15 protein-coding genes are annotated in these 16016 nt (G+C 36.2%); 7 read left to right on the top strand and 8 right to left on the bottom strand.

All coding sequences use genetic code 11. The features are described from left to right. Window positions 1–268: 268 nt before the first annotated feature. The gene (locus FCI53_RS15440) at window positions 269–826 is read right to left on the bottom strand and encodes a hypothetical protein (RefSeq protein ID WP_138419950.1); all 558 of its coding nucleotides are present in this window, start codon (window positions 824–826) and stop codon (window positions 269–271) included. A 202-nt stretch (window positions 827–1028) separates the two neighbouring features. Here FCI53_RS15440 and FCI53_RS15435 point away from each other — a divergent pair, with 202 nt between their 5' ends. Then, entirely contained in the window at window positions 1029–2744 is a 1716-nt protein-coding gene (locus FCI53_RS15435) for a putative bifunctional diguanylate cyclase/phosphodiesterase (RefSeq protein WP_138419949.1), read from the top strand. A 70-nt stretch (window positions 2745–2814) separates the two neighbouring features. Here the strand turns inward: FCI53_RS15435 and FCI53_RS15430 are convergent, their stop codons facing one another. The 4 genes from FCI53_RS15430 to FCI53_RS15415 form a co-directional block, all read right to left on the bottom strand. After that, a complete protein-coding gene (locus tag FCI53_RS15430) occupies window positions 2815–3834 on the bottom strand; it encodes a YecA family protein (RefSeq protein ID WP_138419948.1) in 1020 nt (339 codons plus the stop codon). Between the two features lie 376 nt (window positions 3835–4210). Beyond that, complete coding sequence (locus FCI53_RS15425; protein ID WP_138419947.1) at window positions 4211–5101, bottom strand: accessory Sec system S-layer assembly protein; 891 nt, start codon at window positions 5099–5101, stop codon at window positions 4211–4213. 24 nt (window positions 5102–5125) lie between these two features. After that, window positions 5126–7477: an accessory Sec system translocase SecA2 gene (gene secA2, locus FCI53_RS15420; protein ID WP_138419946.1), complete on the bottom strand. Its 2352-nt coding sequence runs from the start codon at window positions 7475–7477 to the stop codon at window positions 5126–5128. A 199-nt stretch (window positions 7478–7676) separates the two neighbouring features. Continuing rightward, a complete protein-coding gene (locus tag FCI53_RS15415; protein ID WP_138419945.1) occupies window positions 7677–8717 on the bottom strand; it encodes an LCP family protein in 1041 nt (346 codons plus the stop codon). Window positions 8718–9098: 381 nt separating this feature from the next. Here FCI53_RS15415 and FCI53_RS21550 point away from each other — a divergent pair, with 381 nt between their 5' ends. After that, window positions 9099–9248 carry a hypothetical protein gene (locus tag FCI53_RS21550; protein ID WP_171038209.1) on the top strand — a complete coding sequence of 50 codons (150 nt, stop codon included), beginning with the start codon at window positions 9099–9101 and terminating at the stop codon, window positions 9246–9248. Window positions 9249–9389: 141 nt separating this feature from the next. Here FCI53_RS21550 and corA read toward each other — a convergent pair whose 3' ends face one another. Continuing rightward, window positions 9390–10334, bottom strand: a complete 945-nt coding sequence (gene corA, locus FCI53_RS15410) for a magnesium/cobalt transporter CorA (RefSeq protein ID WP_138419944.1) — start codon at window positions 10332–10334, stop codon at window positions 9390–9392. Between the two features lie 200 nt (window positions 10335–10534). Next, window positions 10535–10690: a DUF1540 domain-containing protein gene (locus FCI53_RS15405; protein WP_138419943.1), complete on the bottom strand. Its 156-nt coding sequence runs from the start codon at window positions 10688–10690 to the stop codon at window positions 10535–10537. A gap of 486 nt (window positions 10691–11176) precedes the next feature. Here FCI53_RS15405 and FCI53_RS15400 point away from each other — a divergent pair, with 486 nt between their 5' ends. The 3 genes from FCI53_RS15400 to FCI53_RS15390 all read left to right on the top strand — a co-directional run bounded on the left by FCI53_RS15400 (window position 11177) and on the right by FCI53_RS15390 (window position 12855). Then, window positions 11177–11638 (top strand): chemotaxis protein CheW, encoded by a 462-nt coding sequence (locus tag FCI53_RS15400; protein ID WP_138419942.1) that lies wholly within the window; start codon window positions 11177–11179, stop codon window positions 11636–11638. Between the two features lie 150 nt (window positions 11639–11788). After that, a complete protein-coding gene (locus tag FCI53_RS15395; RefSeq protein WP_138419941.1) occupies window positions 11789–12358 on the top strand; it encodes a nitroreductase family protein in 570 nt (189 codons plus the stop codon). Window positions 12359–12402: 44 nt separating this feature from the next. Then, the gene (locus FCI53_RS15390; RefSeq protein WP_138419940.1) at window positions 12403–12855 is read left to right on the top strand and encodes a hypothetical protein; all 453 of its coding nucleotides are present in this window, start codon (window positions 12403–12405) and stop codon (window positions 12853–12855) included. Window positions 12856–13015: 160 nt separating this feature from the next. On the opposite strand, the gene hmpA is transcribed toward FCI53_RS15390, so the two are convergent. Continuing rightward, window positions 13016–14242 carry an NO-inducible flavohemoprotein gene (gene hmpA / locus FCI53_RS15385; RefSeq protein ID WP_138419939.1) on the bottom strand — a complete coding sequence of 409 codons (1227 nt, stop codon included), beginning with the start codon at window positions 14240–14242 and terminating at the stop codon, window positions 13016–13018. A gap of 230 nt (window positions 14243–14472) precedes the next feature. On the opposite strand from hmpA, the gene FCI53_RS15380 reads away from it, so the two are divergent. After that, window positions 14473–14910 (top strand): Rrf2 family transcriptional regulator, encoded by a 438-nt coding sequence (locus FCI53_RS15380; RefSeq protein WP_138419938.1) that lies wholly within the window; start codon window positions 14473–14475, stop codon window positions 14908–14910. Between the two features lie 248 nt (window positions 14911–15158). Then, the gene (locus FCI53_RS15375) at window positions 15159–16016 is read left to right on the top strand and encodes a MurR/RpiR family transcriptional regulator (protein ID WP_138419937.1); all 858 of its coding nucleotides are present in this window, start codon (window positions 15159–15161) and stop codon (window positions 16014–16016) included.

Raw genomic sequence — 16016 nt, 5'->3', positions numbered from 1 at the left:
AGAGTGCGAATGACTTAATCCACTCCAGTAGACGAATTGTATACGAGAGCACCTTTGTGTAGAATAGCCTTATAAGTATCCAAAACGTTTTGGATCCCCAAAAGATCCATAAGGAGAGAGAATGTAAATGGCTACAATAAAGGATATAGCTAAGGTAGCGGGAGTATCAATAACAACGTTTCAAGAGTGTTGAATGGGTATTCGGTATTCGGATGTTAGTGAGAAAACTCGAGCAAATCCTGTGCATTTATAGATTTTTCATACATATTCAGTGCTTTTTCTCTAGATTCTGCGTATTTAGAGCTTTTTCATACATCATCCAGCGCTTTTTCTCTAGATCCTGCGTATTTAGAGCTTTTTCATACATAATCCAGCGTTTTTTCTCTAGATCCTGCGTATTTACGGCTTTTTCATACATCATCCAGCGCTTTTTCTCTAGATCCTGCGTATTTAGAGCTTTTTCATACATAATCCAGCGCTTTTTTTCTAGATCCTGCGTATTTAGAGCTTTTTCATACATAATCCAGCGCTTTTTTTCTAGATCCTGCGTATTTAGGGCTTTTTCATACATCATCCAGCGCTTTTTCTCTAGATCTTGCGTATTTAGAGCTTTTTCATACATCATCCAGCGCTTTTTTTCTAGATCCTGCGTATTTAGGGCTTTTTCATACATCAACCAGCGCCTTTTCTCTAGATCCTGCGTATTTAGAGCTTTTTCATACATCATCCAGCGCTTTTTTTCTAGATCCTGCGTATTTAGGGCTGTTTCATACATCATCCAGCGCTTTTTTTCTAGATCCTGCGCATTTGTGGCTTTTGACTTCAAAAAAAGAGGGAGTAACCATTCACTTATACCTGATTGGTTCAGACTATCACTCGAGAGAGCAAAACTTTAAATAATCGTTTTTGCTAAATGAATGTGATGATTATCATTGTCCGAATGAACATGATATACTAGACTTACTTTGAAGAACTGTATGCAGTTTTGTTTGTATACGCAAATTCTATCTAGAAAGAGGTTTTCTAGTATGAATATGGAAACTGAGTTAAACCAGGCATTAAAGAAATTACGTGATATTGAACTCGCCTTAAATGAATCTTCAATTGTAGTTATTACAGATCATGAAGGGACGATTCAATTTGTTAATGACAAGTTTTGTGAAATATCGAAGTATAGTCGACAAGAGTTAATTGGAAAAAATCAAAGGATATTGAACTCTGGCTATCATAGTAAAGCTTTTTTTAGTGATTTATGGGAAACCGTTACCAATGGCAATGTGTGGCAAGGAGAAATTAGGAATAAGGCCAAAGATGGAAGTTACTATTGGGTGGATACAACAATCGTTCCATTTTTGAATGATCAAGCAGAACCATACCAATATATTGCAATAAGACATGATATCACACAACGAAAGCAATATGAACAGCATATCGAAATGATTGCCTATTTCGATCCCCTGACCTCTTTGCCAAATCGAAATTATTTAAACCAATGGTTAAGTAACATTGTAAATAACCGAAATGATATTGTTTCTTTGTTGTTTTTAGACTTAGACCGCTTCAAATCGATTAATGATAATTTTGGCCATGATACTGGTGATGCTATGCTAAAAGAAGTTGCCAATCGTTTAAAGTATTGCCTTCGTAAAAACGATATCATATTACGCCAAGGTGGGGATGAGTTTATTGTCATACTACATGGTAGACACACGAAAGAAGACACCATTTCCGTTGCTGAAAAAATTCTTAACCAATTGGCGATGCCATATCATGTTAATTATCATACGATCACGACATCTTCAAGCATTGGCATTAGTATGGGAAGGATGCATCCAGAAGATCTTGATTGTACAAGCTTTATCGAAAAATTAATTAAACAAGCTGATACCGCGATGTATCATGCCAAGAAACAAGGCGGTAATACGTATTGTTTTAATACACCTGATCAAAATCAAGAGATTGAACGGTATTACCAAATTGAAAAAGAAATAAAACGGGCTCTTGACCATAATGAATTCTCGGTTGTTTACCAACCACTTGTCCGACTGGATAGTTCGGAAATTGTTGGGGTAGAAGCCTTGCTCCGCTGGCATAATCCTAGATTAGGAAAAGTTTCTCCGATAGAATTCATTCCAGTATTAGAAGAGTTGGGGTATATTTTACCTGTTGGACAATGGGTGCTACGAACGGTTTGTAACCAAATGAAACGGTGGAAGCAATGCGACATAAACATCGACCGAGTTAGTGTGAATGTGTCACCGATCCAATTTCGAAGCCAACAGTTTGTACGTGAGCTTAAACAAATTCTTGATGAAACGGACCTAGATCCTGCATATCTTGAGTTAGAGATTACAGAAGGTACGATCCTTAATATAATTGAATCATCGAAAACCTTGCATGAATTAAAAGAACTAGGGGTGAGTGTTTCGATTGATGATTTTGGAACAGGTTATTCTTCGTTAAGCTATTTAAAGAAACTTCCAATTGACACCCTGAAAATTGATAAGGCGTTTATCAATGATTTAGATGTGGATGGTAAAATTATTGTCAATACGATTATTAATATGGGGCAAAATTTAAACTTTACGATTATTGCAGAAGGTATTGAGAAAAAGGAGCAGTTCCAGTATTTACAAGAACAACATTGTCATCAAGGCCAAGGCTATTACTGGAGTAAACCAGTGCCAGGTGAAGAGATAACCGCGCTGCTTGATGGTACAAAGGAATCAAAAACGGCTTATTAGTTTTTGAAAGATTGAACTTCTGAAAGCCAGTAAAAAAAAGCATGCAAATGCATGCTTTTTTTTGGTTTCATTAAGATCCCATACCTTTTACTTGATCTTCAAGTGAATTGGCTAATTTTCTTACATTGGTTGACACTGTGACAGGTGATGCGTCATATTCTTTGGCAATCTGACCTTGTGTAATCGTCGTTTCATTTAAAAATGTTTTTTGTGATAGATAATCTAAAGCGGCAGCATAGGCCTCGATTCTTTTGAATGATGGTTGTTCTTTCTTGCAATACTGATTCCAAAGTTCAATACCTTTTAGGATAATATCATCTTCCATATCTTTATTAACCATATGTTTTGCAAATCGTTGTGCTACCATCTCATGAATTGGGTTGTCCCATTTGTCAGGTTCTACCCCAAGTGTAAGTGCTTCTCCTAAAAATGCTGGAAAATATTCTACAATTCCGCCTTTGTCATCAGGGTATTGCTCCATTAACTGAAGTAAGGCATCTTTATCATGGCGATATAATTTAATCATCGCAACTGGGAAGTTATGATAATTCATATATGGTACAAGGGCACCAATAATTATACTCCCCTTGATAAATTCGTCTCCTTCTTGAAATGGGATGTAATACAATTCATCCGTCGATATATCTTGGATGGTAACGACTTGTTTAGAATCTTTGTTAACAGATACTACCTCATAAACTGCCGGAACAGTATCGGTCCATTTAGCTAATATGTTTTTAGTTTGTAAGCTAAGGCTGGATTGATTCCACTTATAAAATACATCAAAGATCGTTTGCTTTTTATCAATAAATGGTACATTGAAAATTATCCAAATCGTAAGTCCAGTATTATATATATTGGCGGTTTCATCTTCCTCTTGTAAAAAAGGGTTTGCATACATTTTAAATAGTTGTTTTATTTGTTTATCGTATTTTTTAAAAGCAAAAGAAATTAATTCTTGTTGTAAACGATTTAACTCGTTATTTATAAATTTGGGGTTAATTTCTGTTACATTGGAAGCTCCACAGCATTTCTTATACTTTTTTCCACTCCCACATGGACAAGGTTCATTTCTTTGAATCTTACTCATAGTTCTGTCACCCCACGGTTAGATTAGTTGCAAATTAATTATGAAGGAAAATAAAATTTTGTTCAAGTGGAAGGTTATGGTGGTAGCGACAATATTGTGCTAATTACCTGTTACCTTACCAACCATATTGCATGTGATTAACGCTTATTTGTTTATTCCGTAAATAAAGTTTCGACAAGCTTTACTTATTATATCAAAATTAAAATATATTCACATTAATAATAAAAAAATATTTATAAAGGAAGAATTAGGCCGAAATAGTTATACTCGTTCATTCATTTACCTGTCTTAGTTTAAAAAAGGGACGAGGTTTCCTAATTAGGAAACCTCGTTTTTCCATATCATCCGAAAAGTTCTGAATCAATTTACTGTCAATTTACTGTACTGGATATGCTTTCCATTTTGATAGGTCAAGTGTTTCTTTTGTTACCATAGATTTTGGAAAAATAAAGGTCCAAGGCTTACTTGTATTTGCCTTCACTTCAAATTGATTTAATTTAAAGTTACCTTGGGCAATAACGTCACCAGAAGCATCTTCAACTTTCAATGGGATCTGTTCGAGATTGATGTTTTTCTCTGAGCCATTGCGAATAAGCAAGGTGACAGCTAAGTCTTGATTGTCATGCTGCTTAATGCTAATCCCCATAAAATTCACTTCTCCAGGTTTTAATGGAGTAGCATTAGAGACAATATTTTCTAAATGTTCAATTGTTTCATCAGCTAACGATTCTTTCCACGTTTGTGCTAAGTCTAATTGATGTTTTCGGTTACTAGGTTTTAATTCAAATGCAAGTGACCAATCTTCTCGTGGAATTTCTGTTTTCGAATAGAAATCCTTTGGTTCAAAAATAAAGAACCAAGGTCTACTTGTTTTGGATGGAATGGTACCAACTTTACTTAGGTCAAATACTTTACGAGCTAGTTTTTCTTGATTCGGACCTAATAATAAAATTGGTGTTTCCTTTAGTTGGATATTTTTACTAAGTGTTTGACGGATAAATGCAGTAAATATATACCGTTCACCTTTTACTTCCATATTAATCCCAGATAATGACAATTGGTTTGGCTTAAGTGGGCTTAATTCGGTATTATGAAAGGCATATACATATTTTTCTTCCTCTGGTACATTCCAATCAGGGTGAAAAGATAGGTCTGTATCTATTTCTTCATGATTTTCATCTAATTCATTTGTGCCCCCAAGTAGGTCGGCGGCATCAATGGAATTCTCAGCGCCAGTTTTCTTCTTTTTCTTGAAAAATGGTAACATTTATATCCTCCTGTGTGCATGATGTTATTTGTTGGCAATTAAGGTTTGAATGGATTTACTTAACTGGTAACTACACTCGACTTCAAGTTCATGGTACATGGTTTCGAACAAGGTTAAGCCTTCCTTTTGATACAATTGAATCGGATCTTCTTGTTGGTATTGTCTAAGGCCGATACCTTCTTTTAGTCGGTTCAATTCTTCTAAATGTTTGATCCAATGACGGTCAATCGTCGCAACCGTTACATGCCGGAGTACTTTTTCTAGTTTTTCATTACCTTCATACGATGAAACAACTTCTTCGTGTTCTTTAAGGAATGGGGCAATCAGTTGTTTCACGTCATCAGGTGATTCAAATTCACCATCCAATGTAACGTCTGGTAATAGAATTTCATTTAATGTTTTTAATAGTTTAGTAGTTGGCCACTCGTCTTTAATTAGATCATCAGGGCAATACTTTTCAACTAAAACAGATGGAACGTGCTGTACTTGCTGATGGACTAGCGATACTATATTATCCGCTTCTAGCACACGGTCTCGCAATGTATAAATCACTTTTCGTTGATCATTCACTACATCATCCAGTTTTAGATTGTATTCTCGAATTTGGTAATGACTACCTTCCCCAATTTTTTGAACGGTCTCAACAAATTTCGGCATATCTTTATTCGTAATTTGGCCATCTGCAGTCGTGTTCCATTTCGTTTGCCTTTTCTCTATTTCATCCCTAGCATAACGGGTGAATAGCTCGTCTTCCATCGAAATAATGAATTGTGAAGAACCAGGATCCCCTTGACGGCCCGCACGTCCTTTTAATTGGTTATCGATTCTACGACTTTCGTGTTTCTCTGTTCCTAGTACGTGTAACCCACCTAACTCAGCGACACCCTCGCCAAGCATGATATCCGTACCACGTCCAGCCATATTTGTTGCAATGGTAATTTGTCCTTTTTGACCAGCTAAGGAAATGAGATGTGCTTCTTGGTCAACACTTTTCGCATTTAATAGTTGATAGGTCAGGTTGTAATGATCAAGGTATTCTGCTACCGTTTCAGACTGAAGAATGGAGGTGGTACCAATTAAAATGGGTTGTCCATTTTGATGACGTTTCAACACCTCTTGTATCATGCGATTATATTTTTGTTCTTTCGTCACAAAATATAAATCATCTTGGTCGTCGCGAATAATCGATTTATTCGTTGGGATAGGAGTAACTCCCATGTCATAAACGCTTTTCAGTTCTGCTTCATCTGTTTTTGCTGTCCCTGTCATTCCAGAAAGAATTGGGTACATACGGAAGTAGTTTTGAATTGTAATCGATGCTTGCGCTTTGTTTTCTTCAGTAATTTTTAATCCTTCTTTTGCTTCTAATGCTTGGTGCAGTCCATCGCTAAGGCTCCGACCTTCCATAATTCTCCCTGTATTCATATCAACCAGTTTGATGGCACCGTCTTCCACGATATAATCAACATCGCGCTCAAACATTGTGCGTGCACGTAGCGCTTGTGTCATATAATGATTCAGAGAACGATGCTCTAAATCAAATAAGTTATCAATTGCAAAGATCTTTTCCACTTTTGTCATACCATCTTCAGTTAAATTGACTAACTTAAGTTCGTCATCATAGATGAAATCTTTGTTTTCTTTTAACTTTTTGGTCACTTTGGCGCAAACATTGTGTAAGTTTTCACTTGGCATTGTTTTACCGGCAATGATCAATGGCGTCTTGGCTTCATCAATTAACACGCTGTCCACTTCATCAATAATGGCATAATGATAAGGGCGCTGTACTTTATCTGCTATTGAGTAAGTCATGTTATCTCGTAGAAAATCAAAACCAAACTCAGTCCCAATACCATATGTAATATCAGCCTGGTAAGCTTGCTTTTTCTGGCTTGGATTTAGGTTTGGAACATTAAGACCAACAGTTAATCCAAGGTATTCGTGGATTTTTCCAATTAATGATTGGTCTCGTCGTGCTAAATATTCATTAACGGTAATAACATGTACACCGTTACCCTCTAATCCCCGTAAATAGCTTGGTAATGATGCCACTAATGTCTTTCCTTCACCGGTAGGCATTTCTGAAATATTTCCTTCTAGAAGTACTAAACCACCAAGCAATTGGACATCATAGTGGCGTAGTCCAAGTACACGTTTTGATGCTTCACGAACAACTGCGAATGCATCGACTTTAATGTCATCTACTGTTTTGCCATCGGCTAATAGGCCTTTAAACTCTTCTGTTTTAGCTTGTAGTTGTTCATCGGTCAAATGTGCATATTCGTTTTCTTTTTTGTTTATCGCATCTATTATTCTATGGTATCTTTTTAAAGGTCGTTGTTCCTTAATTTGTGCAATTTTATTAAACACCTTCATAGTTGTACGCTCCTTACTACATATATAACTTGCCTCTTAAAGTATATCACGAATACGTAGTGAATTCATTGGTATCAAAATATTACCATTATTATACATTGTGTTAAAAAAAGATAGAAAGAAAAGAGGCTATCCCTTATGTCTCCCCAAATATAGTAATCGGAGGAAACGAATTATATTGGGACAGCCTCTATGAGTGTTAATTAGCTTGAGTTGCTGTTTCAGAATGGTTGCTGTTTGTTGACGTATCGTTTTGATTTAGTTGTAAGTGATCTTTTAATAGCTGCTGTTTATCCACAAGGTCTTGCTCGTTTAGTTGCCAATAATAAGCATCTGTCCATAAATCTGAACCTTCGAGACTAAAAGAGTCGATGTCAAAATCGCTTGAAGTGGCATAGGATAGCAAGCTTTTCATTTGATCAAATTTCATATTTGTTGACATGTTATCGCCAACTGCTTCGATTGCACTGTTATATTTAAGCAATGAATTTGCTGATAACACTTTATCCATGATTGCTTTTAAAATTTGTTGCTGGCGTTTTCCGCGTTCAATATCATTGTCATATTTTCTTGTACGGGCAAGTGCAAGTGCTTCTTCACCATTTAAAGTCTGTTCTCCAGGTAATAAGTGAATGGCACCTTTAACATCATTGGAGTCTTGTTCATACAGTTCATATGGAACATCCACCGTTATACCGCCTAAGGCATCTATGACATCGACAAATGCATTAAAGTTAAGGCGAACAAAGTAATCAACTGGGACATCTAATAACTCCTCAACGGTTTCCATTGTTGCATTTGATCCCCCATAAGAATGCGCATGGGTGATTTTTGTTTTATACCCAACCTCTGGAACATATACATAAGAATCTCTTGGTATGCTGACCATTTTCACACTATGGTCCTCTTTATTTAAAGTAGCTAAAATAAGCGCATCCGATAAAGCGTGTTCGGAATTATTACGTTTCTCGCTGTCATCAACCCCTATAAACAATATCGACACATTATCTTCAGAAGGATCGACATTATCAGGGCGACGATCGGATTTATTTCCCTCGCGACCATCCTCTTCATATGATTCGTTAACCGCTTGTTGAGCTTTGTTCACTAAAGAAGCTCCATAAACGGTTGCCGCTGCTATTAAAAGAAGGAATGGGATTAATATAAATAAAAGTTTTTTACGCTTCCGTTTTCTTAACTTTCGTTTTTCCAATCTAGAGTTATGGGTTACTTTCGACATAGATTTATCTCCTTCAAACCTTTCGGCGAAAATGTTTAGAATTTTACACTAAAACATATTTTACTACGAAATGCCAAGAAGGTAAAATATATTTTGTGAAAAAGTGTAGAAGATTGTCTATATTATTGACGATCTAAATTTATAAAAAGTTACAGTAATCTATATATGAATAGTGTTTCACTCAAAAAACTATGCACTCTGGTTGGTAAAAATTACATTTAGTTCTTTGTTATTAGGGATGCTGGTGGTTGTGCTATCTAAGGGTAGTTTAGATGTATTGAGTCTATAAAGGTTATAACAACATATGGTTACATTAGTTGTATCATATGATATAATACTGCTTATATGTGGTCGAATATTCAATGAATTGGCGGTGAATATATGGAAGCAAAGACGGATGCGGAAAAGCTGAAATTGATTTTGACAAATATACATTTAAAAGGGAATAATGGTGCATCTTTACAGGATGTCATGCAAGAATTGCAGAAAGAATTACCAAAAATTGTTCATCACATAGACCTTGCAAAGTAATGCAAGGATGAAATGTTTAAATAGTTTTAATTTATAGTCAAAATGCTTGAGTAGACTGATCTTATCGACATGATCCTATCTAATTCAAGCATTTTTTTAATCCTTATACAGATCCTTATACAGGTTATAAAACGTGTAGGCTTAAAACCATCCTCTTCGTTTAAACCAAAGGAACATGAGAATGGAAACTAGCGCCATCACGCCAATGGTAATGAAATAACCATATCTCGTCTCTAATTCAGGCATGTTAACAAAATTCATACCATAAATTCCTGCAATAAAGGTCAGTGGTGCAAATATCGAGGTAATAATGGTGAGTACTTTCATTACTTGGTTAGTTTGATGAGTGTTGATCGACAAGTAATTATCCCTAATATCATTGGTTATTTCTCTGTTAGATGCAACCATTTCTGATAGCTTTAACAAGTGGTCGTAAATATCAACAAAATATTCCTTCCTCTCACGAATGCCTTTCAGATGATGGGAATTTAACATTCGATAAAGTAAATCACGCACAGGGTTAATCGTATGTCTTAATTGTAATAGTTGGTGTCGCAAATCAAACAATCGATCAAGCAACACGTCCATTGATTCTTCATTGGTATTATCCTCTACATAACTAATTTCATCTTCTAAACGGTAAACAATAGGAAAGTAATTATCCACTATCTTATCAATTATTTCATAAAAAACACGGTATTCATCCCATTTACTAGGATTGTTTAGGTTGAGTAGGCGATTCCATACTTGGGAGATTTCTTTTGATTTCCGTTGGTGAAAGGTGACGATAAAATGAGCACCAACAAATATATTATGTTCTTCTTTTGTTAGGTCAGCTTCATTAATGGCATGGGTAACGAAAAAGGTGAAATCATCATAATAATCTAATTTTGGCCGTTGTCTACTATACATACAGTCTTCGATTGCTAATGGATGGAAATGTAACTTTTCATCCATTAGCTGAATTTCTTGATTGGATGGCTGATTAAAATCGATCCAGTACCAGTCGACATGAAGGCCTTTCAGATCATCAATATGGTTAACGGTTAAAACTTGATTATTGGTAATTGCAAGTATTTCTATCATAAATTGAACACCTTACCTATCCATGAAGCAGGGGACGGTTCTCCTGCTTCTGTTTGTATCTTTAAACGTGAATATCATATGACCATTCCCATTTTTAGACGTATGTAAACGGTGGTGGAATAAAATATGGTGGTGCTTAAATGGTGGAAAGACCCGACCTCGTTCATGTGGAGGCCAGGTCCATTAAAGAAGGTCGTGCTTTAAATTTTTGGCTCGAATGTTTTGCAGTCTGTTTCTTCCTGGTTAGCTGCTCTTTTTCCATGGTGACTAACAACATAAATAGCGTCTGCCATACATTTATTGCCACTTGCCCAGTACTTACAGTTGCTTACTTCGCATAATACATCTTGAGCCATTCTGGCACACCTCCTGTAGCTATAGTTGTTCCGATTTACAAGCACAATCATGCATACTGTGTATAAGTAATGATTGGAAAAAGGATGGTTGTTTTTTAAAAGGTTGTTGTTTTGTCGCAGTAACTATAGAATCCGACGTAAGATTTACATGAGGTAACCTTCTTCCTCATCTGAATTGGATGTAATGATTGGTTCAGCAGAATTAAGAGTCCGAACTGTCGAGAGAGTCCTTGTCACGACAGTTAGAGGAAAAATTTGTGGTTGTAACTGTCCAGAGAGCCCTTGTCACGAAAAATTAAGCAAAAATAAGACCGTTCACAGCTGCGGCGCTTGTATTAGAGGGAACCTTCTGTAACAAAATAGCCTTTCAATAAATATTGATTTATCAATGGTGATACGATACCATTCAGAGTATAGTAGTCATTTTGTTTTAGTCCGTTAGAAATACGATTTATGTATAAAGAAGAGGGGAAAGAAGGGTTAGATATGGATACAACATTAAAAGTAATCTTATTCCAACTGAAACAGCAACAATATGGAGTGAACATTCAACAAGTACTTTCAATTGAAAAAACACAAGCAATAACAGAAGTTCCCCAAACGTTTGACTTTATTAAAGGTATTATAAATTTACGTGGTGAAATCACACCTGTTTTGGACTTGAAAGAGCGACTAGATCTTGGGAAAACGGAGTACACAGATAAAACGCGGATACTTGTCGTCCAGGTTCATTCCTATCAAATAGGCTTAATCGTTGACTCTGCTACCGATGTAATTGACATCAACCAGGATGAAATGGATTCAGCTCCAGACATGATCGCTGGCGTGTCTCAAGATTACATACAAGGAGTAGCAAAATTAAAAGATCAATTATTATTATTACTTGATTTAGAACATGTGCTTGATTTTGAACAGTTAAATGAAGTGAAAGCGGCTGTGGAACGGTAAACCCACAAGAAGAACAGATTGCCTATGTTGGTAATCTGTTTTTGTATACCTTTGACCTACGTTGACAAAGGCGCAGATAGTTGAATTTTTCTAAAGCAAAATTTACACTAAATTATGAGATCAATCGTCATTAATAGGAGGGGTAAGGAAATGGGTATAACAAATGCAAAGCAAATTAGAAAGGCAGATTATCCAGTTGATCCAGTTTTCATTGAGCGCTGGTCTCCGCGTTCCTTTTTAGAAAAAGAAATCCCAGAAGAAACTTTCATGGGCGTGTTGGAAGCAGCAAGATGGGCGCCATCATCGTTAAACAAACAACCATGGCGCTTTATTGTAGCTAGGAACAAGCAAGACCGGGAAAGATTTCTTTCATTTATTAATGAAGGTAATCAGGTTTGGTGTGAGAAAGCACCTGCCTTCGTTTTAGTTGTATCGGATCAGGACAATGGGGCTTCACACAGCTTTGATGCAGGGGCTGCTTGGGGAAATCTTTCTATTCAAGCTGCTAAAAGCGGCCTCATCACACATGCAATGGGTGGTTTTGATAAAGAAAAAGCTAGAACGGTAGTAAACATCCCTGACAATTATGAACTGCACGCTGTGATTGCTATTGGTTATCAAGGTGAAAAACAAGCATTACCAGAACAAATACAAGAAAGAGAACAACCTAGTGACCGTCGCCCACTTCAAGAATCTATTTTTGAGGGGAAAATGGAATAATAGGAATTCAGACTATTGTTGATGGGGAATGAGGGAATTACGGAATGAAAGAAGTTATTCTATTATTAGCAGACATAGTGAATGAGTTACACGATGCCTTAATTGCATTGTTTGATCTAGTTGGTTTTGAGTTGTCCGATAAAGATCTCCACTTTTGGATTATGGGGGCTATTGGAATCGTTACTTTCTTTGTTGTTCATTTTTTCTTCAAATTATTAGAGAAAGTCAAATGGAATATAACGATTTTCTCCTTTATTTATACCTTTACCGTGATGATTGTACTTGTTTTTGCAATTGAAATTCAACAAGCTATTACTAATCGTGGCAATATGGAATTTGCGGATGCGGTGATAGGTTTATGGGGATTTATTGTATTCTTTTTTGTTTATGCTGTGATCGGACTTCTAATTTACTTTATTCGACGACAGAAACAAAAGCGGGATCATAATAAAAATCAAGATCCTAGGACCACGTCGCGAATGGATCGATACAAGTAAGTATTCATGGAGTTGACTGTGCAAGAATGAGAATAAGATTTTTCCTCATCACCATCAACTAAACATAAAGAAAGAATCATTAAGAAACGTATTACTATTTTACGACTTAAATACACAAAACCCCTATCGGAACAAAGGCTGTTCCAATAGGGGTTTTTGATTATTCAAGATTACGAGCTGGGCCAAAGAATTCAAAATGAATATCTTCTTCACTAACGTTCCAGTCTTTTAATGCGCGATTGATTGCTTTCATAAATGGTTCAGGCCCACAGAAGTAGAATGCAGCGTCGTTGGTTGGAAGAACGGATTGTAACCATTCTAGATCAACATACCCTTGTTTGTCATACGTGTCATCTTCAGTCGGTTTTTCATAAACGACATAGTTATGAACTTGACTATGAGCGTCTGCAATATCTTGGACGTTTTGTTTTAAGCCATGAACTGCACTTGATTGGGCTGCATGGATGAAATAAACAGGGCGATTTGGTTGTTCTTCCACAACGGTTTCCAACATACTTACTAATGGCGTTAATCCAACACCACCACTGAGTAGGACAAGTGGTTTTTCTTCTTTTTCTAATACAAAGTCACCAGCAGGAGCACTTACAGGAATAATATCTCCCACATCAACATTGTCGTGTAAGTAGGTGGACACGTCCCCATTAGGGTAATCCCCGATACCATCTTCTCGTTTTACACTAATTCGAAAATATTCTTGGTTTGGCTTGCATGATAAACTGTATTGACGCAAGAAGTTATACGGCGCACTTTCATCTTCAATTTTGACGGTGATATATTGACCAGGTTGATAAGTTGGCAACTTCCCGTCATCGACTGGTTTTAAGTAAAAGGATGTAATGACATCGCTTTCTACTTCCTTTTTCACTACTTTGAAATCACGGTAGCCTACCCAGCCACCAGGTTTTTGTTCGGTTTCTTTGTACATGTCATCTTCAACTTGGATAAAGACATCAGCGATCACCCCGTAGGCTTTTCCCCAAGCTTCAATAATATCATCGGTAGCTGCATCCCCAAGTACATCTTTAATAGCTGTTAGTAAATTTTCTCCAACAATTGGATAGTGTTCAGGCTTAATATTTAAACTGCGATGTTTGTGGGCAATTTGTTTCACGGTCGGTAAAATAGCTTCTAAATTGTCAATGTGTTGGGCAGCGGCATAAACAGTATTGGCAAGTGCTTTTGGTTGTTGACCTTTTCGTTGGTTCGTTTGGTTAAAAATGTTTTTTAAGTCTGGGTTGTTTTTGAATAATAAATGGTAAAAACGTTTCGTAATATCTTCTCCATGTTGTTCAAGTGCTGGTACAGTAGCTTTTACTGTGTCAATTGTCTGTTGGTCTAGTAAAGGTTCGGTCGTTTGAGTAGACATTCAAACATCTCCTTTTAATTTAATATACTAAAATGTTTAAAAAGTGTATTTTCTATACATGTTTAATGTTACTCAACAACAGGTAACTATTTCAATAGGATTTTGAAGAAGTTTATGACAATTCTGTTAACTCGAACCGTAATTTTAGATATAATAGAAGCTAGTATATACAATTTAGTTATAGATTATTGAAGGAAGTTGGACTAAAATGGGTGGTAGGAGGGGTTTTGTTGCGTTTAAAAAAATATACGGATTATGCCTTACGTGTGTTAATCATTGCAGCATCGAAATCTGCAGGTGAACTAACAAGCATTAAAGAAATTGCAGAAACATTCGAGATCTCAACCGAACATGTACGCAAAATAGTCCATCAATTGAACAAATTAGAATATATTCATACTATTCGCGGACGAAATGGTGGGATTCAACTTGCACAATCACCGGAACAAATTTGTGTCGGACAAGTCGTTCGTGAAATGGAGAATGATTTTGTATTAATGGAGTGCTTTGATGCAGAAGGGAATCAGTGTGTATTATTGCCTAAATGTAAATTAAAGCATGCATTAAATAAAGCATTACAAGCATTTTTACATGTGTTAGATGACTATACATTAGCAGATTTAATTGTGAACAAACAGGATTTAAGAGCACTATTGGCATTGGAATAGATTAGTTAAGAGTATATACAAAACTTTAATAGAGTTCTAATATGAACAAGCCGATCGATTATTGAGTCGGCTTGTTTGTTTTTTGAGAAAGTGCTTTAAACCAACCGAGTAATCGTTGGTAGCGGTTTCAATAATTTCAGTTTTTGAAACTAAATTTCAGTTTTTGAGAAACTATGGAATTTTAATTTCATAGACATTACAATCTATGTATAAGTACTTATTATTCATCTCAATTGGGGTGTACATGCATGGATGGAGTAATCTATAAAGTTAGAGAATCACTTAATTATGTAAAGCCATCGGCGCGATCGGTAGCGGAGTATATCATACAAAATCCGGATGAGGTCGTGTCAATGACTGTCCAAGAACTTGCAGAAAAAACGTATACTAGCGCGGCTGCTGTAATGAGATATTGTCAATCGTTAGGGTTTAAGGGATTCAAAGATTTTAAATTGAAGCTATCGGGGGATCTTACTGTTATTAATCTTCATGAGGTTGATAAGGACACGTTAGAACCTGGAGATTCCATTGATAACATTATGACTGTGATAACGAATAATAACATTCAATCCCTACACGATACGTTACATCTTCTCAATCAAGATCAGCTAAAAAAGGCCTATAACTATTTAGTTGATGCGAAAAAAATTGATTTTTATGGTGTTGGGTCAAGTTATTTAATTGCATATGATGCCATTCAAAAGTTTACAAGAATTAATAAAATCTGTTCGGCTTTCAGTGACTTTCATATGCAAAAAGTATCTGCAATTAACCTTAGTGATCAAGATGTAGCTGTGGCGATTTCTTATTCGGGTGAAACTCCCCATATTATTGATTGTGTGAAAATTGCACAGTCACGAGGGGCTAAAGTGATTGCGATTACAAAATACGCAGACACAAGCTTAAGTAAAATGGCGGATGCGGTTTTATTCGTGGCTGCAAAAGAAGATGAATTTAGAAGCGCAGCAATGACATCAAGAATTGCACAGCTTAATGTAATTGATATGTTGTACACAGCTTGCGCACATGAGGAGTATGAAAGTACTCTCTCCCATTTAAATCGCACGCATCAAGTGATTCAACAGAGTAAAAAGGGAGGCAATTAA

This window comes from Aquibacillus sediminis (assembly GCF_005870085.1).
Lineage (GTDB): Bacteria > Bacillota > Bacilli > Bacillales > Amphibacillaceae > Aquibacillus_E > Aquibacillus_E sediminis.
The sequence above is the reverse complement of the archived record's forward strand: the minus strand, read 5'-3'. Positions and strand labels throughout refer to the sequence as shown.